Origin of the sequence: Allobosea lupini (assembly GCF_900109525.1) — a bacterium.
Taxonomy (GTDB): Bacteria; Pseudomonadota; Alphaproteobacteria; order Rhizobiales; family Beijerinckiaceae; genus Allobosea; species Allobosea lupini.
Window position 1 is genome coordinate 78,363 of the sequence record NZ_FOAN01000011.1, and the last position, 20,467, is coordinate 98,829.

General features: G+C 68.6%; 18 protein-coding genes. 12 read left to right on the forward strand and 6 right to left on the reverse strand.

The window, feature by feature from the left end:
• Positions 1-34: 34 nt before the first annotated feature.
• From BMZ21_RS25720 to BMZ21_RS25755, 8 genes are all read left to right on the forward strand, one after another.
• The gene (locus tag BMZ21_RS25720; protein WP_091841548.1) at positions 35-631 is read left to right on the forward strand and encodes a flavin reductase family protein; all 597 of its coding nucleotides are present in this window, start codon (positions 35-37) and stop codon (positions 629-631) included.
• Positions 632-648: 17 nt separating this feature from the next.
• Entirely contained in the window at positions 649-1,653 is a 1,005-nt protein-coding gene (locus BMZ21_RS25725) for an MsnO8 family LLM class oxidoreductase (protein WP_091841550.1), read from the forward strand.
• Positions 1,654-1,670: 17 nt separating this feature from the next.
• Positions 1,671-3,014: an LLM class flavin-dependent oxidoreductase gene (locus BMZ21_RS25730; RefSeq protein WP_091841552.1), complete on the forward strand. Its 1,344-nt coding sequence runs from the start codon at positions 1,671-1,673 to the stop codon at positions 3,012-3,014.
• 50 nt (positions 3,015-3,064) lie between these two features.
• The gene (locus BMZ21_RS25735; protein WP_091841555.1) at positions 3,065-3,598 is read left to right on the forward strand and encodes a GNAT family N-acetyltransferase; all 534 of its coding nucleotides are present in this window, start codon (positions 3,065-3,067) and stop codon (positions 3,596-3,598) included.
• Between the two features lie 40 nt (positions 3,599-3,638).
• Positions 3,639-5,453, forward strand: a complete 1,815-nt coding sequence (locus BMZ21_RS31035) for an amino acid ABC transporter permease/ATP-binding protein (RefSeq protein WP_091841557.1) — start codon at positions 3,639-3,641, stop codon at positions 5,451-5,453.
• A gap of 25 nt (positions 5,454-5,478) precedes the next feature.
• Positions 5,479-6,411 carry an ABC transporter substrate-binding protein gene (locus tag BMZ21_RS25745; protein WP_091841559.1) on the forward strand — a complete coding sequence of 311 codons (933 nt, stop codon included), beginning with the start codon at positions 5,479-5,481 and terminating at the stop codon, positions 6,409-6,411.
• 70 nt (positions 6,412-6,481) lie between these two features.
• Complete coding sequence (locus BMZ21_RS25750) at positions 6,482-7,402, forward strand: ABC transporter substrate-binding protein (protein WP_244544008.1); 921 nt, start codon at positions 6,482-6,484, stop codon at positions 7,400-7,402.
• A gap of 9 nt (positions 7,403-7,411) precedes the next feature.
• Positions 7,412-8,461 carry an LLM class flavin-dependent oxidoreductase gene (locus tag BMZ21_RS25755; RefSeq protein WP_091841563.1) on the forward strand — a complete coding sequence of 350 codons (1,050 nt, stop codon included), beginning with the start codon at positions 7,412-7,414 and terminating at the stop codon, positions 8,459-8,461.
• 43 nt (positions 8,462-8,504) lie between these two features.
• On the opposite strand, the gene leuA is transcribed toward BMZ21_RS25755, so the two are convergent.
• Complete coding sequence (gene leuA / locus BMZ21_RS25760; protein ID WP_208862378.1) at positions 8,505-10,172, reverse strand: 2-isopropylmalate synthase; 1,668 nt, start codon at positions 10,170-10,172, stop codon at positions 8,505-8,507.
• A 303-nt stretch (positions 10,173-10,475) separates the two neighbouring features.
• On the opposite strand from leuA, the gene BMZ21_RS25765 reads away from it, so the two are divergent.
• From BMZ21_RS25765 to BMZ21_RS25780, 4 genes are all read left to right on the forward strand, one after another.
• Entirely contained in the window at positions 10,476-11,417 is a 942-nt protein-coding gene (locus tag BMZ21_RS25765) for an ABC transporter permease (protein ID WP_091841568.1), read from the forward strand.
• Positions 11,418-11,470: 53 nt separating this feature from the next.
• Positions 11,471-12,292 (forward strand): ABC transporter permease, encoded by an 822-nt coding sequence (locus tag BMZ21_RS25770; RefSeq protein WP_244544009.1) that lies wholly within the window; start codon positions 11,471-11,473, stop codon positions 12,290-12,292.
• Positions 12,293-12,296: 4 nt separating this feature from the next.
• A complete protein-coding gene (locus tag BMZ21_RS25775) occupies positions 12,297-13,067 on the forward strand; it encodes a glycerophosphodiester phosphodiesterase (RefSeq protein ID WP_091841572.1) in 771 nt (256 codons plus the stop codon).
• 64 nt (positions 13,068-13,131) lie between these two features.
• On the forward strand, positions 13,132-14,694 hold the full coding sequence (locus BMZ21_RS25780) for an ABC transporter substrate-binding protein (protein WP_091841575.1): 1,563 nt from the start codon (positions 13,132-13,134) through the stop codon (positions 14,692-14,694).
• Positions 14,695-14,760: 66 nt separating this feature from the next.
• Here the strand turns inward: BMZ21_RS25780 and BMZ21_RS25785 are convergent, their stop codons facing one another.
• From BMZ21_RS25785 to BMZ21_RS25805, 5 genes are all read right to left on the reverse strand, one after another.
• Positions 14,761-16,239: an alkaline phosphatase family protein gene (locus BMZ21_RS25785; protein ID WP_167561754.1), complete on the reverse strand. Its 1,479-nt coding sequence runs from the start codon at positions 16,237-16,239 to the stop codon at positions 14,761-14,763.
• Positions 16,240-16,264: 25 nt separating this feature from the next.
• On the reverse strand, positions 16,265-17,254 hold the full coding sequence (locus BMZ21_RS25790; protein ID WP_091841579.1) for an ABC transporter ATP-binding protein: 990 nt from the start codon (positions 17,252-17,254) through the stop codon (positions 16,265-16,267).
• On the reverse strand, positions 17,251-18,276 hold the full coding sequence (locus tag BMZ21_RS25795; RefSeq protein ID WP_091841787.1) for an ABC transporter ATP-binding protein: 1,026 nt from the start codon (positions 18,274-18,276) through the stop codon (positions 17,251-17,253). The genes BMZ21_RS25790 and BMZ21_RS25795 overlap by 4 nt, the downstream gene beginning before the upstream one ends.
• A 257-nt stretch (positions 18,277-18,533) precedes the next feature.
• Positions 18,534-19,793: an NAD(P)/FAD-dependent oxidoreductase gene (locus tag BMZ21_RS25800; RefSeq protein ID WP_091841581.1), complete on the reverse strand. Its 1,260-nt coding sequence runs from the start codon at positions 19,791-19,793 to the stop codon at positions 18,534-18,536.
• A gap of 13 nt (positions 19,794-19,806) precedes the next feature.
• A complete protein-coding gene (locus tag BMZ21_RS25805; protein WP_091841583.1) occupies positions 19,807-20,436 on the reverse strand; it encodes a Rossmann-fold NAD(P)-binding domain-containing protein in 630 nt (209 codons plus the stop codon).
• Between the last annotated feature and the right edge of the window lie 31 nt (positions 20,437-20,467).

Sequence of the window (20,467 nt, forward strand, 5' to 3'; positions counted from 1 at the left end):
GCCTCGCTGCGTCCTCCCGCCAGCCGAGGCCTTCATGACTGTCGTCTCGCTCGTCACTTCAACATCTGCGGCACCCCGCCACGTCGGTCGGGCTGCGCCGGCACCAGCCGAGGCGCCCAACTTCCGTGCGGCGCTGCGCCATCTCGCCGGCGGTGTCAGCGTGATCACGACCGGGCAGGGCGAGGATCGTACCGGGTTGACCGTGACCTCGCTCGCGTCGCTCTCGGCCGAGCCGCCGACGGTGATGTTCGGGCTCAACCTGGGCTCGTCGAGCTTTCCGGTGCTCGCCCGCCATGGCAGCTTCGGCGTCAATTTCCTCAACGCCACGCAAAAGCAGATCGCCGACCGCTTCGCCGGCCGCAATGGCGAGAAGGGCGAGGCGCGCTATGCCGGCGCGAGCTGGACGCAAGGTGTCACCGGCGCCCCGCTGCTCGAAGGCGCGCTGGCTGCGCTCGACTGCGAGGTCGAGGAGCTGATCGAGCGGCATTCGCACGCCATCGTCATCGGCCGCGTCCGTGAGGTCCGGCTCGGTGGCGACGATGCGGCGCTGCTCTACTGGCGCGGCGATTACGAGCGCCTCGGCTGGATGGCCGAGGAAGCCCGTACGGCGCTCGGCCTGCGCGGCATCTGATCCAGGCGAGACATCCCATGGCCTATTCCCTCAGCCTGCTCGACAAGAGCCCGATCCTCGACGGCGAGAGCGCGGTCGATGCCCTGCAGCGCACGATCGCTCTGGCGCAGGCTGCCGAGCGACTGGGCTATCGCCGCTTCTGGCTTGCCGAGCATCATGGCTTTGCCGGACTCGCCAGCTCGGCACCGGAAATCCTGGTGGCGCATCTGATCGCGCGCACGCGCCGGATCCGGATCGGTTCCGGCGGGGTGCTGCTGCAGCACTACAGCCCCTACAAGGTCGCCGAGACCTTCAACCTGCTCGCCGCGCTGGCGCCCGATCGCATCGATCTCGGCATCGGCAAGGCGCCGGGCGGCCTGCCGCTCTCGACCAAGGCGCTGCGCGTCCAGCATGCTTCCAAGGGCGCCCGCTCCTTCGAAGCGCTGCTGGCGGAACTCGATGGTTTCCTTTCGGGTTCGCTCGATGCGGATGAGCCGCTCGCCGGCGCGCAGGCCCTGCCGAAGCCGCCTGCGCCAGCTGAGCGTTTCCTGCTCGGTGCCAGCCCGGATAGCGCAAGGCTCGCGGCGGAGCGCGGCTGGCGCTTCGTTTTCGCCGGCCAGCTCAATGGCGACCCGAAGGCGATCGAGGCCAGCCTCAACGCATATGCCAAGGCCGGCGCGAAGCAACCGCCGCTGTTCGGCCTCGCTGCCCTCGCCGCCGCGACGGCGGAGGAGGCGCGCGCGCTGACCGAGCCTTTGCGCGTGGTCCGGTTGACGCTCGACAATGGCCAGAGCGTCAATCTCGGCAGCGAGGAGCAGGCGGCCGAGTTCGCCCGCCAGGCGGGAGCCGCCTCGTACACGACCGAGATCCGACGCCCGAGCATTCTCTCCGGCACCGCCGAGGACGTCCGGCGCGAGCTTGATGTGCTCTCGGCCCGCTTCGGCATCGCCGAATTCGTCATCGACACACCGGCTGCCGCGACCGCCCAGCGCCTCGCCTCGGTCACGCTGCTGGCCGGCGACGCGCCGGCGCTCGCCGCCTGAGCCGACAGGAGACACCGATGAGCAAGACCCGTCTCACCTTCGGCCTGATGCTGCAGGGCCCCGGCAGCCACATGAACGCCTGGCGCCACCCGAGCAATCCGCCCGATGCCAGCGTCAATCTCGATTTCTTCATCCGCAACGCCCGCAAGGCCGAAGAGAACGGCATCGCCTTCGCCTTCGTCGCCGATGGCCTCTACATCAACGAAAAGTCGATCCCGCATTTCCTCAACCGGTTCGAGCCGCTGACCATCCTCTCGGCGCTGGCGACCGTGACGAAGAAGCTCGGCCTCGTCGGCACGGTCTCGACCTCCTATAGCGACCCTTTCACCATCGCCCGGCAATTCGCCTCGCTCGACCTGATCTCCGGCGGGCGCGCGGGCTGGAATGCGGTGACCTCGCCGCTGGAGGGTTCCGGCCGCAATTATGGCCGCCCGCATCCCGAGCATTCCCTGCGCTACGAGATCGCGCATGAATACCTCGACATCGCCAAGGGGCTCTGGGATTCCTGGGACGACGACGCCTTCGTCCGCGACCGCGAGACCGGCCGCTTCTTCGACCGCGAGAAGCTGCATACGCTCGGCTACAAGGGCCGCTTCTTCCAGGTCGAGGGCCCGCTCAACATCCAGCGCTCGCCGCAGGGCCAGCCGGTGCTGTTCCAGGCCGGCGCCTCGGATGCCGGCATCGGCCTCGCCGGTCGCCATGCCGATGCGGTCTTCGCCAACCATGTCTCGCTGGAAGAGGGCCAGGCCTTCTATCGCAGCATCAAGACCAGCGCGATCGCGCAGGGGCGGCTGGCGGACGACGTCAAGATCTTCCCGAGCGCCGGGCCGATCGTCGGGCGCACCCGGCAGGAGGCCGAGGACAAGTACCAGGCGATCCGCGATCTCGTCTCGATCGATGACGCGCTCGCCTATCTCGGCCGCTTCTTCGACCATCACGATTTCAGCGCCTATCCGCTTGACGCCCCGTTCCCGGAGCTCGGCGAGATCGGCAAGAACAGCTTCCGCTCGACCACCGACCGGATCAAGCGCACTGCCGCACTGAAGCGCCAGACCTTGCGCGAGGCGGCGCTGGAAGCTGCGACCCCGCGCGCCGACCTGATCGGCTCGGTGCAGGAGATCGCCGACATCCTGGTGGAGCGCGTCGAGAAGCAGGCGGCGGATGGCTTCATCCTCGGCTTCCCGGTGATCGGCCAGGGGCTCGATGATTTCGTCGAGCTGGTCATCCCGGAGCTCGAGGCGCGCGGTGTCTACGACCGCACCCTGCCGGGCGAAACGCTGCGCGACCATCTCGGCCTGCCGCGCCGCGAGAGCCGCTATGCGCGCTCTGCTCCGGCATCGGCGCCGCGCAAGGCCGGCTGAGCGCTCCACAGAACCCGTTTCCAGAACCTCACGCTCCGAGAGGCTGTCCCATGGCCGACGAATTCGTCTACACCACCCCGCTCGATCCGCTCGCCCAACCCCTGGTCGAGCAGCTCACCTGGGAATACGCCAGCCGCTATGGGAGCTATTTTGGCGAGCCGCCGGGCGCCGAGATGAGCCGCTATCCGGCATCGCTGTTCGCGCCGCCCGAGGGCAATTTCGTCCTGCTCTTGCGCGACGGCCGCGCCATCGCCGGCGGTGCCTTCAAGCGCTATGACGAACAGACGGCGGAGCTGAAGCGGATGTGGACGGACAGCGCCTTTCGCCGCCAGGGCCTGGCCCGCCGCGTCGTCGAGGAGCTGGAGGCGCAGGCCGTGCGCCAGGGCTATGGCAAGATCTTTCTGACCACCGGCTTTCGGCAGCCCGAGGCGCGGGACCTCTACCTCAGCACCGGCTACACGCCACTGTTCGATCCCGCCGTCGATCCCGAGGTCTACAAGAAGCTCGCCTTCGAAAAGGACCTCGCCGTCGCGGCCTACAAGCTGCGGCCACCGGCCGAGCAATTGCCTGCCAGCGCGGCCTGAGCGCGCCGCTTCCTGAGTTTCAAGGGGACGAATTCCAGCCATGAGTCTCGCCAGCGATTTCGCGGGCCTGCCGACGCGCGCCCATAGCACTCCGCCGACCCGCGATTTCAGCCGCTACCGCATCGTGCCGGCGCGCTATCCGGCCCGCACCATCGGCACCGTGTTCGCGGTCGTCGTGATCTTCGCGATCGCAAACTCGGTCCTCTCCAACCCGCGCTGGGGCTGGGACGTCTTCGCCGAATGGTTCTTCTCCGAGCCGGTGCTGGCAGGGCTCGGCCGAACCTTGCTGCTGACCTTGTTCGGCACCGTTCTCGGCTTCCTGCTCGGGACCGGCCTTGCTCTGGCGCGCGTTTCCGGCTCGCCGCTGCTGGCCTCGCTGTCCTGGGCCTATGTCTGGCTGTTCCGATCGATTCCCCTGATCGTGCTGCTGCTGATCCTCAACAATCTCGGCTATCTCTATTCGACCGTATGGCTCGGCATCCCCTTCACCGAGATCACCTTCGCCTCCTGGTCGACGACGCAGTTCATCACGCCTTTCTTCGCGGCGGTGCTCGGGCTCACCCTGCACGCCGGCGCCTTCTCCTCCGAGATCGTGCGCGGCGGCATCCTCTCGGTCGACCAGGGGCAGCACGAGGCTGCGGCCGCGCTCGGCCTGCCGCGGCGACGCCAGTTCTCGCGGATCGTGCTGCCGCAGGCGATGCGCACGATCCTGCCCAACGGCTTCAACGAGATCATCCTGCTGGCGAAGGGCACCTCTCAGGTCTACATCCTGGCGCTGCCCGAGCTGTTCTACACAATCCAGATCATCTATCGGCGCAATCTCGAGGTGATCCCGCTCCTGATGGTGGCGACGGTCTGGTACCTCGTCATCCTGAGCGTGCTGTCCTTCGTCCAGCACCATATCGAGCGCTATTACTCGCGGGGCGCGCTGCGCAATCCGCCGCCCTCGCTGATAGGCCTGGCGTTGGCGCGCTTAGGCCGCTCGCGCGATGCCGCCGCGGCGCGTCGGACCGAGGCCGCACTCGCCCAGGCCGGTTCATACCAGGCCGGTTCGTCCGCCGTGGCGGCTCCGTCGCTGGCGAGCCTGCAGCGCAGCGGTGGCGAGATCCGGATCAGCAACGTCTCGAAGAGCTTCGGCCCGCTCAAGGTGCTCGACGATGTCAGCCTGGTGCTGCGGCCCGGCAGCGTCACCGCGATCATCGGCCAGTCCGGATCCGGCAAGTCGACGCTGCTGCGCTCGATCAATCATCTCGAGCGCGTCGACGAAGGCTTCATCGCCATCGACGGCGAGCTGATCGGCTACCGTCAGGACGGCGACACGCTCTACGAACTCAAGGAGCGCGAGATCCTGAAGCGCCGCGTCGATGTCGGCATGGTCTTCCAGAGCTTCAACCTGTTCCCGCACCTGACCGCGATCGAGAACGTCATCGAGGCGCCGCTGTCGGTGCGCGGGGTCTCCCGCGAGCAGGCCCTGGCTGAGGCGCGCGAGCTGCTCGCCCGCGTCGGCCTCGCCGACAAGGTCGATGCCTATCCGCGCCAGCTCTCCGGCGGCCAGCAGCAGCGCGTCGCCATCGCCCGGGCTCTGGCGCTGAAGCCCAAGGTCCTGCTCTTCGACGAGCCGACCTCGGCGCTCGACCCCGAGCTCGTCAACGAGGTGCTCGACGTCATCAAGGAGCTCGCCCGCTCCGGCACGACGCTGGTCATCGTCACCCATGAGATCGGCTTTGCCCGCGAGGTCGCCGACGAGGTCGTCTTCATGGAAGCCGGCCGTATCCTCGAAGTCGGCCCGCCGGCCCGCGTCTTCGCCGAGCCCGACCATCCCCGCACCCGCGAATTCCTAGCCAAGGTCCTCTGACCGCCATTTCTCAAGGAGCTAAGTCATGATCACCAGACGCAACACGCTCGCTCTGCTCGGCGCCGCCTCGGCCGGCGCGCTGCTGCCTTCCCTCGGCCTCGCCCAGCAGGCGATCGACCTCTCGCCCGAGCAGCCGGGCCGGCCGCGGGCGCAGCGCGACGAAGCTGCGGTCAAGCTGATCGGCAAGGACACGAAGTTCGTGAAGGAGGGTGTCTTCACCGTCGCCAACGCCACTGGCCGCCTGCCCTTCGCCGGCTACACCGCCGATGCCAAGACCATTGTCGGTTCCGAGCCTGACATCGCCCAGCTCGTGGCGGATGCGCTCGGCCGCAAGCTCGAGATCGTCCCGGTCTCTTGGGCCGACTGGCCGCTCGGCGTCGCCTCCGGCAAATACGATGCGGCGATTTCGAACATCACCGTCACCGAGCAGCGCAAGGAGAAGTTCGACTTCTCGACCTATCGCAAGGACCTGCTCGGCTTCTATGTGAAGAAGGACAACGAGATCCAGATCCGCGAGCCGCGCGACATCGCCGGGCTCAAGGTCATCGTCGGGTCCGGCACCAATCAGGAGCAGATCCTGCTGCGCTGGAACGAGCAAAACGTGAAGGACGGGCTGAAGCCGGCCGAGGTCCAGTATTATGACGACGACGTCGTGCTCTATCTCGCGCTGGAGACCGGGCGCGCCGACGCCTATCTCGGCCCGAACGCACTGCTCAGCTTCAAGGCGGCACAGGAGAACAAGACCCGCCTCGCCGGTAATTTCTCCGGCGGCTGGCCGGTGCTGGCCGAGATCGCCGTGACGACCCGCAAGGGCGCGGGTCTCGCCGAGGCGATCACCCACGCCATCAATACCCAGATCGGCAACGGCAACTACGCGAAGGCACTCGGGCGCTGGAACCTCGCCTCCGAGGCGATCGAGCAGTCGCACACCAACCCGCCCGGCCTGCCGGCGAAGTGAGCGTAGCGGGCGTCGCTGCGACCTGATCCATCAGCAAAGACGGAAGACGATGATGTTGCGAGCGCGTGCCATGTTGGCGCTTATCCTAGGCAGCTGGGCCATCTTCGGCCCAACTCAGGGCCCAGCCGTGGCGCAGGCACCCTTCGATCTCGGCCCGGAGCAGCCCGGGCGCGTGAGGGCGGACAAGCAGCCGGAGGCCATCGCCGCCCTGCCGAAGGGCTTCAAGTTCGTCGAGCCCGGCGTGTTCACCGTGGCGGTCAGCCCGGGCGGGCCGCCGCTCGCCACCTACGCCACCGACGCCAAGACCGTGGTCGGCGCCGATGCCGATTTCGCCCAGCTGATCGCCGACAGCCTCGGCCTCAGGCTCGACCTGCAGCCGATCGCCTGGGCCGACTGGCCGCTCGGGCTCGCTTCGGGAAAGTATGACGCGGTCATCTCCAATGTCGGCGTCACCGAGCAGCGCAAGGAGAAGTTCGACTTCTCGACCTATCGCAAGGGCCTGCACGGCTTCTTCGTCAGGGCCGACAGCAAGGTCACCGCGATCAGCGAGCCGAAGGACGCCGCCGGGCTCAAGATCAGCGTCGGCGGAGGCACCAACCAGGAGCGCATCCTGGTCGAGTGGAGCAAGCAGAACGTCGCCGCCGGCCTGAAGCCGATCGAGCTGCAGCTCTTCGACGACGAGGCCGGGCGGCTCGTCGCCCTGCGCTCGGGCCGGGTCGACGTCATCGTCCAGCCGCATGCGCAGCTCGTCTTCATCGCGGCGCGCGACAAGGACATCAGGCGCGTCGGCACGCTCAGCGCCGGCTGGCCGCTGAAATCCGATGTCGCGATCACCACGCGCAAGGGCAGCGGCCTGGTCGATGCGCTGACAAACGCCACCAACGGCCTGATCGCCAACGGCAAGTTCCGGGCCTCGCTGGCGCGCTGGAACCTGGAGGAGGAAGCGCTCGACCGCTCCGAGACCAACCCGCCCGGCCTGCCGAAATACTGAAGACGCGCCATGTCCAAGCTCGCCATCCGGCACATCGCCTTCCTGACGCCAGGCAATTACGACGATGCCGATCCGCGCGCCGGGCTGGAGGAGACGCTGGCGCTCTTCGAGCATGGCGAGGCGCTCGGCTTCGACAGCGCCTGGGTGCGTCAGCGGCATCTCGAGCCCGGTGTCTCCTCCGCCGCGACCTTCCTCGCCGCGGCGAGCCAGCGCACCAGCCGGATCGGGCTCGGCACCGCGGTGATCCAGATCGGCTACGAGAACCCGTTCCGGCTCGCCGAGGACCTCTCGCTGGTCGACGTGCTCTCCGGCGGGCGGCTCAATGTCGGGCTGAGCGCCGGCCCGCCGCCCTTCGGCAAGCTCCTCGGCGAGCGCTTCTTCGACGCCGACCCGGCAACATACGATTTCTCGCATGCCCGCGTCGCCCGGCTCGCCAGCAACCTCGCCGGCGACTGGCTCGGCGCCGCCGACGGGCGCATCAGCTCGGCTGCCGGCGAGCATCGTCCGCGCCTGCGCCCGCATGCGCCGGGCTTGCGGCAACGGCTCTGGTATGGCGGTGGCTCGTTGCGCTCGGCCCGCTGGGCGGCCGAGAACGGCTTCCATCTGCTCGTCGGCAATCTCAATACCGGCGAGGAGACCGACGATTTCTTCGTCGCGCAAAGCCGCCATATCGAGACCTTCCGTGCTCACTGGCGTGGCGAGGGCGAGCCGAAGATCGCGGTCGGCCGCGTGATCGTGCCGCTCGACAGCGCCGACGCCGCGACGCGCCAGCGCTATCGCGACTATGCGCAAAGCCGCCATGCCCGCACGCTCACGCCGCAAGGCGAGCGCCGGACGCTGTTCACGCCCGATCTCGTCGGCACGGCGAACGAGATCGTCGAGCTGCTTCAGGCCGACTCGGTCCTGCCGCTGGTCGATACGCTGCGGCTGGAGTTGCCTTACAACTTCTCGATCGCGGACTACCGCCAGATCATTGCCGACTTCGCCGCGCTGATCGCGCCGGCGCTCGGCTGGCAGGAAGCGAAGCCAGTTCAGCGCCGCAGGGCCGTCGGGGAATAAGCACGAAAGCGGCGGGCAAGCCCGCCGCCTTTTCTGCAATGGCTCAGCCCTGCTGGCCGGCCATGACCCGCTGCATGCCGCTGAGCACGGCTTTCAGCGAGGCCATGACGATGTTCGGGTCGATGCCGACGCCGTGGACGATGCGGCCCTTCTCGTCCTGGAGCTGAACATAACAGGCGGCGGTCGCGTTGGCGCCGCGTCCGACCGCGTGCTCGTGATAGTCGAGGAAGGAGAATTCGATGCCATAGGTCGTCTTCAGCGCATCGACGAAGGCGTCGATCGGGCCATTGCCGACGCCCTCGATCGTGCGGACCCTGCCGTCCTGCTTCAGCTCCGCCGTCAGCGTGCGCGAGCCCTCCGCGCCCGGGAAGGTCTTGTGGGACAGCAGTTCCAGCGGGGCGTCGCTCAGGAGGTAAGTCCTGCTGAACAGGGACCAGAGCACCGCGCTGGTCAGCTCCTTGCCTTCCTCATCCATCTGCTCCTGGGCGATCTTGGAGAAGGCTATCTGCAGCGGGCGCGGCAGGTCGAGGCCGTGATCGGCCTGCAGGATATAGGCGATGCCGCCCTTGCCCGACTGCGAGTTGATCCGGATCACCGCCTCGTAGTCGCGGCCGACATCCTTGGGATCGATCGGGAGGTAGGGCACCTGGAAGAGCGGATCGTTGCGCTTCTCCTGCGCGTCGAAGCCCTTCTTGATCGCGTCCTGATGCGAGCCGGAGAAGGCGGTGTAGACGAGCTCGCCGACATAAGGGTGGCGTTCGTGCACCGGCAGCTGCGTGCAGTATTCGGCGACGCTGCGGATTTCGTTGACATCGCGCAGGTCGAGCTCGGGATCGACCCCTTGCGTGAACAGGTTCAGCGCCATGGTGACGATGTCGACATTGCCGGTGCGCTCGCCATTGCCGAACAGCGTGCCCTCGACGCGGTCGGCGCCGGCCATCAGCGCGAGCTCGGCGGCGGCGACCGCCGTGCCGCGGTCATTGTGCGGGTGGATCGAGAGCAGCACGCTGTCGCGGTCGGAGATGTTGCGGCCGAACCATTCGAACTGGTCGGCATGGACGTTCGGCGTCGCCATCTCGACGGTCGCCGGCAGGTTGAGGATCAGCTTCTTCTGCGGCGTGGGCTGGATCACCGCCTTGACCGCCTCGCAGATCTCCAGGGCGTAGTCGAGCTCGGTGCCGGTGAAGCTCTCCGGCGAGTATTCGAAGGTGAAATTGGTCTCGGGCGCCTTGGCGGCCAGCGCCTTGATCTGGGCGGCCGCATCGGTCGCGATCCTGATGATTCCGGCCTTGTCGGAGCGGAAGACCACCTCGCGCTGCAGCGTCGAGGTCGAGTTGTAGAAGTGCAGGATGACGTTCTTGGCGCCCTTCACCGCCTCGAAGGTGCGCTCGATCAGTTCGGAGCGGCACTGGGTCAGCACCTGGATCGCGACGTCATCCGGGATCGCGCCGCTCTCGATGATCGAACGAACGAAATCGAAATCGGTCTGCGACGCCGCAGGGAAGGCGACCTCGATCTCTTTGAACCCCAGCTTCACCAGAAGGTTGAACATGCGGTTCTTGCGATCGACGCCCATCGGCTCGATCAGCGCCTGGTTGCCGTCGCGCAGGTCGACCGAGCACCAGATCGGCGCCTTGGTCAGGACCTGCGACGGCCATTTGCGGTCCGGCAGGTTGACCGGCGCATAGGCGCGGTATTTGGAAATCGGCATCGTGGTCATGGGACAACCCTTGCGAAGGATGCGGCGTCAGCCCTGCTCGGGGCTCTGCTACGCCGTCATGCGATGGACAGGCCTTCGAACCCCGGCGCGCTCACAGCGCCGGGCGGCTAAGTCGCAGGGTCAGGCCCCGGATGGCGGACCGAAATCGCATGGCCGGACATAACCACCCCGGGAGAGGAAGATCAACCGTGCCGCGCCAGCCGGTTTCCGTCGCGCGGGCTGATGGCAAACTGTCATTCCTTTGTCGCGTAAGCATCGGCACAAGCACGGCCTTCGATTCACGAGCCCTTGGCGATGCTGCGTTTCCTGGCCTTCCGCATCCTGCGTGCGCTGCTGACGGTCGCGATCTGCGTCTCGGCGGTGTTCCTGGCGCTGCGGCTGGCCGGCGACCCCGCCGACATCATGCTCTCGATCGAGACCCCGCCGGATGTGCGCGCGCACTACCGCGAGCTCTGGGGGCTCGATCGGCCGCTGCCCGAGCAGTATCTGCGCTATCTCGCCAGCGTCGTCCGGGGCGATTTCGGCCTCTCCTTCGCCGATGACCGGCCCGCCTTCGCCGCGGTGGTCGACGCCCTGCCGAAGACCGTCCTGCTCGGCGCCTGCGCGCTCATGCTGGCGCTGCTGATCGGCATGCCGCTCGGCGTCCTGGCGGCGCTGCGCCACAACAGTGCAATCGACCGCTTCGCCATGGCAGTCGCCGTGCTCGGCTATGCCATCCCGATCTTCTTCCTCGGCATCCTGCTGATCCTGCTCTTCGCGCTGAAGCTACGCGTCCTGCCCTCGGCAGGGTCCGAGACGCCCTGGCATTTGATCCTGCCTGTGGTGACGCTGGCTTTGCCGCTCGCTGGGCGCCTCGCGCGCTTCGCGCGCACCGCGACGCTGGAAGTGCTCGGCAAGCCGTTCATCCGCGCCGCCCGCGCCCGCGGGGTGATGCCGCTTTCCGTCATCCTGCGCCACGCGCTGCCCAATGCCGCCGTGCCATTGCTGATGTTCATCGGCATCGAGATCGGCCATATCCTCGCCGGCAGCGCCGTGGTCGAGACGATCTTCGCCTGGCCCGGCATCGGCCGCCTATTGGTCGATTCCGTCTCGACGCGCGATCTTGCCGTGGTTCAGGCGGTGATCCTGACGGTCACCGTGGTCATGGTCGCCGCCAATCTGCTGGTCGACATCCTGCACATCCTGCTCGATCCGCGCCTCGGCGGCTTCTCGCGCAGCCTGGGCAAGCCGGCATGAGCGCGAGCCTCGAAATCGGCGCGGTTCCGGTCGCTCGGCCGCGTCGCCGGTCCATGTCGCCAGTCGTAAAACTCTCGGCCGGCTTCCTGATCCTAGTCGTGCTCGTCGCTATCGCCGCCGACTGGCTGGCGCCGATCCACTACACCACCCAGAATCTGCTGGCCCGGCTGAAGCCACCGCTGACGCAGAGCGGCGGCACGACCTATTGGCTGGGCACCGACCAGCTCGGCCGCGATATCCTCAGCCGCATGATCTACGCGGTCCGCACCTCGATCCTGATCGCGGTGATGGGCACGCTGATCGGGGCTGTGTTCGGCACGCTGCTCGGCTTCATCGCGGCGCGGATGCGCGGCGTCGTCGACCAGGCGATCATGATGCTGGTCGACGCACAGGCGGCGATCCCGGCGCTGTTCCTGGCGCTGACCATGCTCGCCTTCTTCGGCAACACCATCGTGCTGTTCGTCATACTGGTCAGCATCGACGGCTGGGACCGCTATACCCGCCTCGCCCGCGGCCTCGTCGCTTCCGAGCAGGAGAGCGACTATATCAACGCGGTCGAGGCGCTCGGCGCCAGCACGCCACGCGTGATCCTGCGCCATCTCCTGCCCAACATCGTCGCGGCGCTGGTGGTGCAGGCGACGCTCAACTTCCCGGGCACGATCCTGCTCGAGACCTCGCTCTCCTTTCTCGGACTCGGCGTGCAGCCGCCCGGCACCTCGCTCGGCCTGATGCTCGGCGAGGGTCGGCGCTATCTCCTCAATGCCTGGTGGATTGCGGTTTTTCCCGGGCTCGTCATCTTCCTGACGACGCTGTCGATGAGCCTGTTCGGCGACTGGCTGCGTGATCGCTTCGACCCCACCAGCGAGCGGCATTGAGACGATGGGCTTCGCCGTCCGCAGCATTGCAGGGCCTCTCCCGCTTGCCATCGCCCATCGTGGCGGGGCTCTGCTCGGTCCCGAAAACACCGCTGAGGCCTTCGCGCAGGCGAAGGCTGTCGGCGCCGAGATGGTCGAAACCGACGTGCGCTTGAGCGCTGACGATGCGCTGGTCTGCCTGCACGATGCGGATCTCCAGCGCATCGCCGGTGATCCGCGCCTCGTCGCGGAGATCGGGCTCTCCGAACTGCGGGCGATCCTGCCCCGCCTGCTGACGCTGGACGAGGCGGTCGCCGCCTCCGCGCCGCTCGGCCTGCTGCTCGATGTGAAGCTCAGCCACCCCCTGGTGCTGCCACGCATTCTCGACGCCGTTGCGGTGGCCGGGGCGACCGAGCGCGTGCTGCTCGGTGTGCGGTCGCTCGACCTCATCGCCGCCGCTCGGGCTGTGTCCGAGGCGATCGCGATCCTCGCTTTGGTCCCCGATCCGGACTCCTTCCGGCAGGCGAAGGCCCTTGGTGCGAACTGGTTCCGCTTCTGGCAAGGCGAGACCACAGTGGAGCGCATCGCCGCCGCACGCAGCCTTGGCCTGCGGACGGTGATCATGGTCGGCCAGCCGCGCTCGGTTGCCGAGCCCGGCTATCCGCCTTTCCCGGTCGGGCGGATCGATGCGCAGGGGATCGACCGCGTCCTTTCCCTCGGGCCCGATGCGGTGATGCTCGACGACCCCCGCCAGCTGCTGTCCGCGCGCTCCGTCACGGCCCTGTCGTCAAGCTGAGGCATGGCAGCGCGATTGCGCGCGGACCGGTTCGGCCTCGCCGCCGACAGATGCGAGACATGCCATGATCACCCTTTCCCGCCGGCGCTTTCTCGAAGGCGCCTCCGCCACCTCGGCGCTGCTCGCCGCCCCGCAAGCCTTCGCCGCCGGCGAAACGCGCCCGACTTTCACCGTCGCGGTCGCCGACCTGCCGGCAACGCTGGAGCCGGCGCGCGAGCTTTCCAATGTCGGCACGCGCGTCACCTATTCGATCTTCGACACGCTGATCCGCCGCGATTTCCTCGGCGCCGCCGATGGCGGCGGCTCGGAGCTGAAGCCGCATCTGGCGACCAAGTGGGAGCGGGTGTCGCCGCAGGAACTGGTCGTCACGCTGCGCCAGGGCGTCAAATTCCACAATGGCGACGAGCTGACCTCGGAGGACGTCGCCTACACCTTCCGCGACGGCCGCCTCTGGGGCGACAAGGCCCAGATCCCCGGCGGCAAGCCCTATTTCGGCATCCTCGCCAGCGTCGAGCCGATCGACCGCTACACCGTCCGTTTCCGCACCAAGGTCGCCGACGTGCTGCTCGAGCAGCGGCTCGCCTCCTGGTGCGCCTGGATCGTCAACAAGCGCGCTTATGAGGCGATGGGCTTCGAGGCCTATTCGCGCAAGCCGGTGGCGACCGGCCCCTATCGCGTCGTCTCGCATTCGGCGGCCGAAGCCACCGTGCTGGAAGCCTTCGACGACTATTTCATGGGCAAGCCGACCGCGAGGCGCGTCACCTTCCGGCGCGTGCCGGAACTGGCGGCCCGCGTCGCCGGGCTCGTCGCTGGCGATTACGACCTGATCACCAATATCCCGCCCGACCAGATGAGCGTGGTCGGCGCCTACAAGGACATCGATGTCCGCTCGGTCGTGCTCGCGAACGTCCATGTCCTCGCCTATAACGAGCAGGACAAAGTCTTGGCCGACAAGCGGGTGCGGCAGGCGCTGAACCTTGCGATCGACCGGCAGAAGCTGGTCGATGCGCTCTGGCAGGGCACGGCGCAGGTGCCGCCGAGCCACAACTTCCCCGAATACGGCCAGATGTTCGTCGAGGGCCGCAAGCTGCCTTACGACCCCGCCAGGGCCAAGGCGCTGCTGCAGCAGGCCGGCTACAAGGGCGAGCCGATCGTCTACCGCACCATGGCGAACTACTACACCAATGCGCTCGAGGCGGCGCAGATCCTGGTCGAGCAGTGGAAGGCCGTCGGCATCAACGCCTCGCTGCAGGTGGTCGAGAACTCGACCCAGATGCGCGGCGCCGGTGCGCAGATCTTCAACTGGTCGAACTCGACGCGCCTGCCCGATCCGCTCGGCGCGATCTGGGTCGCCTGGGGGCCGGCCGGCGAGCACCAGGTCTCGAAGTTCTGGACCTCGGCCGACGGCTTCAACAAGGCCGGCACGGCGCTGGAGGCGGAGGTCGATCCGGTGAAGCGCAAGGCGCTGTTCACCGAGATGCTCGACATCTGGGAGGACGAGGCGCCGGCGACGATCCTCTACCAGCCGAGCGAGGCCTACGCGATCAAGAAGGCGATCGCCTGGCGGCCGACGACCTTCTATTTCATGGACCTGCGGCCGGGCAACCTGTCCTTCGGCCGCAGCTGAAAGAGCAGAGGTCGGACTGAAAAAGGGGCGGCTCGGCCACCCCTTTTTTGCATTCGTTCCCTCGGATCAGTGCCCGCCGAGAATGAAGCGGCGGCCGTCCTGCTCGGCGAACTCGACCTGCTGCGTGAAGGCGCCGCGCCCGGTCGCGACGCGCCGGATGCGCGCTTCCTCCCTCGCCGGACGGGAGAGGTCGCGGCCGACCATGCTCGGCGCCTTGGCCAGGCCGGAGAGGCCGAGCACGGTCGGGCCGATGTCGATGATCCCGGCCGGCTCCTGCGAGACGCTGCCGACTTCGCCGGTGCCCGTACCGACGATCAGCACGGTGTTGAGCTCATGCGGGTTGATGCCCCCATGCATGCCGCCACCGAGCGGGACATCGCCCGGCGTCATCGCGCCGAGGCCGGGGAGGCCGTACCGGTCGGCCTGCAGCGACGATTTCAGGATGAACATCAGGTCGGGCTGGCGACCGGCATAGCCGGCGCCGATCAGGTCGAGCGACAGGGTGCCGGCGATGTCGCCTTCTTCGCCGCTGCCGCGCGAGAAGACATGACCGATCGTCGGCTGCTCCATCAGCCAGGCGGCGATGCGCTCGATCTGGCTGCGGTCGTTGCCGCGCAGCCGGATCTCGCCGCTGATGCCGCCGGTCGCCAGGAAGGCGGCGCCGTCGACGGCCTTGGCGTTGCTGACGTCGAAGCCGGCCTGGCGCGCCGCTTCGAACAGCGGCTCGACCGAGCCGGTCGAGATCTGGCCATGGTCGGAGGCGGCGATCACCGCGATGCGCTCGCCGTCGGGCTGGGCCTCGACCCAGTCGAGGATGGTGCCGAAGGCGCGGTCGGCCTGCTGCAGGCCGGCCTTGGCCTCCTGCGAGCCGAGACCGCGATAATGGAAGGTGGTGTCGGGCTCGTTGAACCAGATCAGCGCGACATCGGGCTTCAGCACCGGCAGGACGTGCTCGACCATCACCCGGCCGCCATAGGCGAGCTCGTCGAGGCGCGGCAGCTGGCGCTCCGGCAGCGGGCCAAGCCTGGCGATGACGTCCTCGACTGCCTCCGGCGTCTGCGTCGCCTCGGTCCCGAGCATCGTGAAGGTCCAATGCCCGTTGGCGCGGGCGCGCGGATTGATGAAATGCGCCGAGCCGGCCGAGCCGGTATGGACCACGGCGAGTCGCTTGCCCGCCCGCGCCAGCACGTCGCCGAAGGTATCGACCGCGATCAGCCGGCCGCCATGATGGGCTTCCGCCCGGCGCAGCATGCCGATGTCGCTGGTGTCGAAGATGCGCTCGGGAATGGCGCCTTCGAGGTAGAAGGCGTTGCCGACGATGCCGTGTACGGCGGGCGGCGCGCCGGTGGCAATGGCGCTGGTCGCGACGCGGGTCACCGAGGGGAAGACGCTGCGCGCCCGGCGGAACCATGTGCCGCGCGCCGCGAGGCGCAGGATGTTGGGGGTCAGCTCGGGCGTGACGAAGTCGGGCCGCAGCCCGTCGAAGACCGCGACGATGACGCGCGTGGCTGGGGAGCGATCGTGGTCAGCCAAGTTTTGGGCCATGTCGGTATCCGGTCGGTCGATAGGGTCAGGCGGCTGCCGCCTGGGCATCGGTCGCCAGCGGTACCAGATGGCAGGCGGCGAGTCGCCCGTCGCTGGCGGGACGCAGAACAGGTTCCTCCTCGCGGCAGCGGGCGACGGCGCGCGGGCAGCGCGGATGGAAGGCACAACCCGCCGGCCGGTCGACCGGATTGGGCGGGTCGCCGCGCAGGATGATGCGTTCGCGCGTGCCGCGCTGGAGCGTCGGCACGGCCGAGACCAGCGCCTCGGTGTAGGGATGGGCCGGCGCATGGAACAGCGCCTCCGGCGGGCCCTGCTCGACGATCCTGCCGAGATACATCACTGCGACCTCGTCGGCGATCTGCCGGACGACCTTCAGATCGTGACTGATGAAGAGATAGGCCATGCCGAGGCGCCCCTGCAGGTCCTGCAGCAGGTTGATGACCTGGGCCGCGACCGAGACGTCGAGCGCCGAGATCGGCTCGTCGCAGACGAGCAACTCAGGGCCGAGGATCAGCGCCCGGGCGAGCACGACGCGTTGGCGCTGCCCGCCGGAGAGCTCGTGCGGATAGCGCTCGAACAGGTCCGGCCGCAGGCCGACCGCCTCGAACAGCTGGAGCGCCTTCTGCCGGCGAGCCTCGGCGCCGGCTTCGAGCCCGTGGATGACGAGCGGCTCGACGATCTGCTCGCCGACGGGCAGGCGCCGGTCGAGCGCCGCGAGCGGGTCCTGATGCACCAGCTGCATCCGCCGGCGCAGGGCTCGCCAATGACGATCGCGCGTCGCGCTGACCTCCGCGCCCGCGAACGTGATCCGCCCGCACGTCGCCGGTAGCACGCCGAGCACGAGGCGCGCGGTAGTCGACTTGCCGCAACCGGATTCGCCGACGAGGCCGAGGGTTTTGCCGGCGGCGAGGGAAAAGCTGACGCCGTCGACGGCATGGAGCATGCGCTTCTGCCCGGTCGCAGTCGCGACCGGATAGTGGCGGGCGAGATCGTCGACGCGAAGCAGCGGGTTCATGCGAAGGCTCCGACCGGAGCCGTGGCAGCGGCAGCCGGGGCTATCGCCGTCTCCGAGAGGCGCAGGCAGGCGGCGCGCTGGTCCTGTGCCGCCAGTACTAGCGCGGGCGTCTGTGTCCGGCATGCGTCGATCGCCAGCGAACAGCGTGGCGCGAAAGCGCATCCCGGCGGCATCCTGTCAGGCGCGGGAACGGTGCCGGCGATCGGCGTCAGCCGTTGACGAGGGCCGCCGAGCGTCGGCATGGCAGCGAGCAGGCCGCGCGTATAGGGATGGCGCGGGCGGCCGAGCAGATCCTGCGTCGCTGCAGTCTCGACGACACGGCCGGCATACATCACCGCAACGCGGTCGCAGAGATCCGCGACGACGCCGATATCATGCGAGATCAGCACCAGCCCCATGCCGCTGTCGCGACGGATGTCGCGGATCAAGTCGAGGATCTGCGCCTGGATCGTCGCGTCGAGCGCCGTAGTCGGCTCGTCGGCGATCAGGACCTCGGGCTCCCCGGCCAGCGCCAGCGCGATCATCACGCGCTGGTTCATGCCGCCGGAGAATTCATGCGGATATTGCCGCAGCCGCCGCGGCGCATCGGCGATGCCGACGCGATCGAGCAGGCGCAACGCCTCGCGCCGGGCGGCATCGCCGCGCAGGCCGCGATGCAAGCGCAGCACTTCGATGAGCTGGGTGCCGATGCGCTGGACCGGATTGAGCGAGCTGGTCGGATCCTGGAAGATCAGTCCGATCCACCCGCCGCGAACCCTTGCGAGCGTGCGTTCCGGCAGGCGAGTGATGTCCTCGCCGCCAAGCCGGACCTCGCCGGAGGTCACGACCCCGCGGCCGAGCAGGCGCAGCGCCGCGAGCCAGGTCACGCTCTTGCCGCAGCCGGATTCCCCGACGATGCCGAGCGCCTCGCCGGGCGCGAGCGAGAGCTCGATGCCGCATACGACCGGGACCGGCCCGTTGGCGCCTGGGAAAGCGACGGAAAAGCGATCCAGCGCCAGCAGCGGTGTGGTGGGGGCTTGCATGCCGGGCAGCAATGCGGCCATGCCGGGGCCGTCGCCTGGGGTCGGGAGCGTCATCGCAGCGGGATAGACGCGCTTCGATGACCGTGGTGTGACGCGACGGGGAAAGCCGGCCAGCTTTTACGGCTATCGCGCTCATTTGGGGGGCGCTGGCGCCCGATCTTGTCATCCTCGCCTGTCGCTCGCACGCACCTCGTCGTCAGCTACTGGCGCGCTAGCGTCTCGGAGGAGCAGCATGCGGCGGAGAAGCGCAAGGCGGCCTAAGCGAAGCGGGCGGCCGCGAAGGGCGCGGGATCGCAGAACGGCGCCTGCCCGGTCATCATCTCGGCCAGGAGCCGCCCGGTCGCGGGGCCAAGCGTGAAGCCGTGATGGGCATGGCCGAAGGCGAGCCAGAGGCCGTTATGCCGCGGCGCCGGGCCGATGATCGGCAGCATGTCGGGCAGGCAGGGGCGGGCACCGCGCCAGGGCTCTGCCTCGAGGCGCTGGCCCAGCGGCATGATCCGGCGGGCGATGGCCTCGGCCCGGTCGAGCTGCCAGGGATCGGAGGGTGCGTCGCGGGCGGCGAGTTCGATGCCGGTGGTCAGGCGGATGCCGCGCGCCATCGGAGTGATTACGAAGCCGGCCTCGACATCGCAGAGCGGATGTCGCGGGGCGGTATCGTCCGCGGCTGCGTAATGCATGTGGTAGCCGCGCTTGAAGCCGAGCGGAAAGCGATAGCCGAGCCGATCGCAGAGGTCGTTCGACCAGGGGCCCAGAGCAAGGACGGCTTCGGGCGCACGCCAATCCTCGGCGCCGGCCGATAGGCGCCAGCCCGTGCCCTCCTGGTGCAGGCCGGCCGCGTCGGCGCGTCGCAACTCGCCGCCGCGCGCGGCGAAGAGGGCGGCATAGGCGCGCGTCACCGCGCCGGGATCGCTGACGGTCGCCGGATCGCGCCAGTGCACGGCGCCCGCGACGATACCCGGCAGCAAGCCGGGCTCCCGCGCCTGCAGCGCCGCCTCGTCGAGGACATCGTAGGCGAGACGGTAGGCTGCGAGGTCCTCTGCCGCCTTGACGGCCTGCTGCAACCCGTGCCGGCTGCGATAGAGCTCGATCCAGCCCTCGTCGCGCATCAGCGCCTCGGTCCCGGCGGCCTTGGTCCAGTGCCGGTGCTCGTCGAGGCAGCGCTCGATCAGCGGCAGGATGGCCTGCCCCGACCGATCGAGCCGGCCGGGCGCCGAGTTCCACCAATAGCGCGCCAGCCAGGGCGCCATCCGCAGCAGTGTCGCGGGCCGATAGCGCACCGCGATCGAGCGGTTCGAGGCGAAGGCGAAAAGCGTCGCGAGGCTGCGCGGGAAGGCATAGGGAATGACCGAGGCGCGCTCGATCAGCCCGGCATTACCATGGCTGGTCTCGGCGCCGGGCTCGCCGCGGTCGACCAGCAGGACGGTGCGGCCGCGCTCCTGCAGATGCAGCGCGATGCTGACGCCGACGATGCCGGCCCCGAGCACGATCGCATCGGTCTGTCGCGCCGTCGTCGTCATCGCTCGCGTTCGCTCAGACGAGCGCCGCGGAGCTGACGACATGCCTGCCGGGTTTCGCCGCTATGGCGGCCTCGATCATCGCGGCGGCGATGCGCCCAGCCGGATTGATGCGCCAGGCGCGCGGCAGCACCGGACCGAGAATGCCGAGCAGGATGAGGGCCGCGCGTTCGGCGGTTCGAACTTCGCTCCGCTCCCCGCCAATCAGGCCCGGCCTGACAAAGGTGAGCGAGGCGAAGTCGAGGCCGGCGAGGTCACGCTCCAGCTCGCCCTTCACCCGGTTGTAGAAGATGCGCGAGGCTGGATCGGCACCGAGCGCCGAGTTCAGGAGGAAGGCCGGGGTGCCATGCTGGTGAGCGAGCCGAGCGACAGCGAGCTGGTAACCGTGATCGACCCGCCGGAAGGCGTCCTGCGAGCCCGCCTTGCCGATGGTCGTGCCGAGCGCCGAGATCGCCGCATCCGCCGCCCACCAGGGCGCATCCTCGGGCAGAGCCTCGAAATCGACGGCCGGTGCGAGCAGCTTCGGATGGGCCGCCAAGGCGCGGCGCGTCGGGGCGATCACCGCATCGATGCGTGGGTCGGCGAGCGCCTGCGCCAGCACATGGCCGCCGACCAGTCCCGTCGCACCCGCCAGCAGCAGCTTCATCGCGATCGGCCTCCAACCAGAACCTGACGCC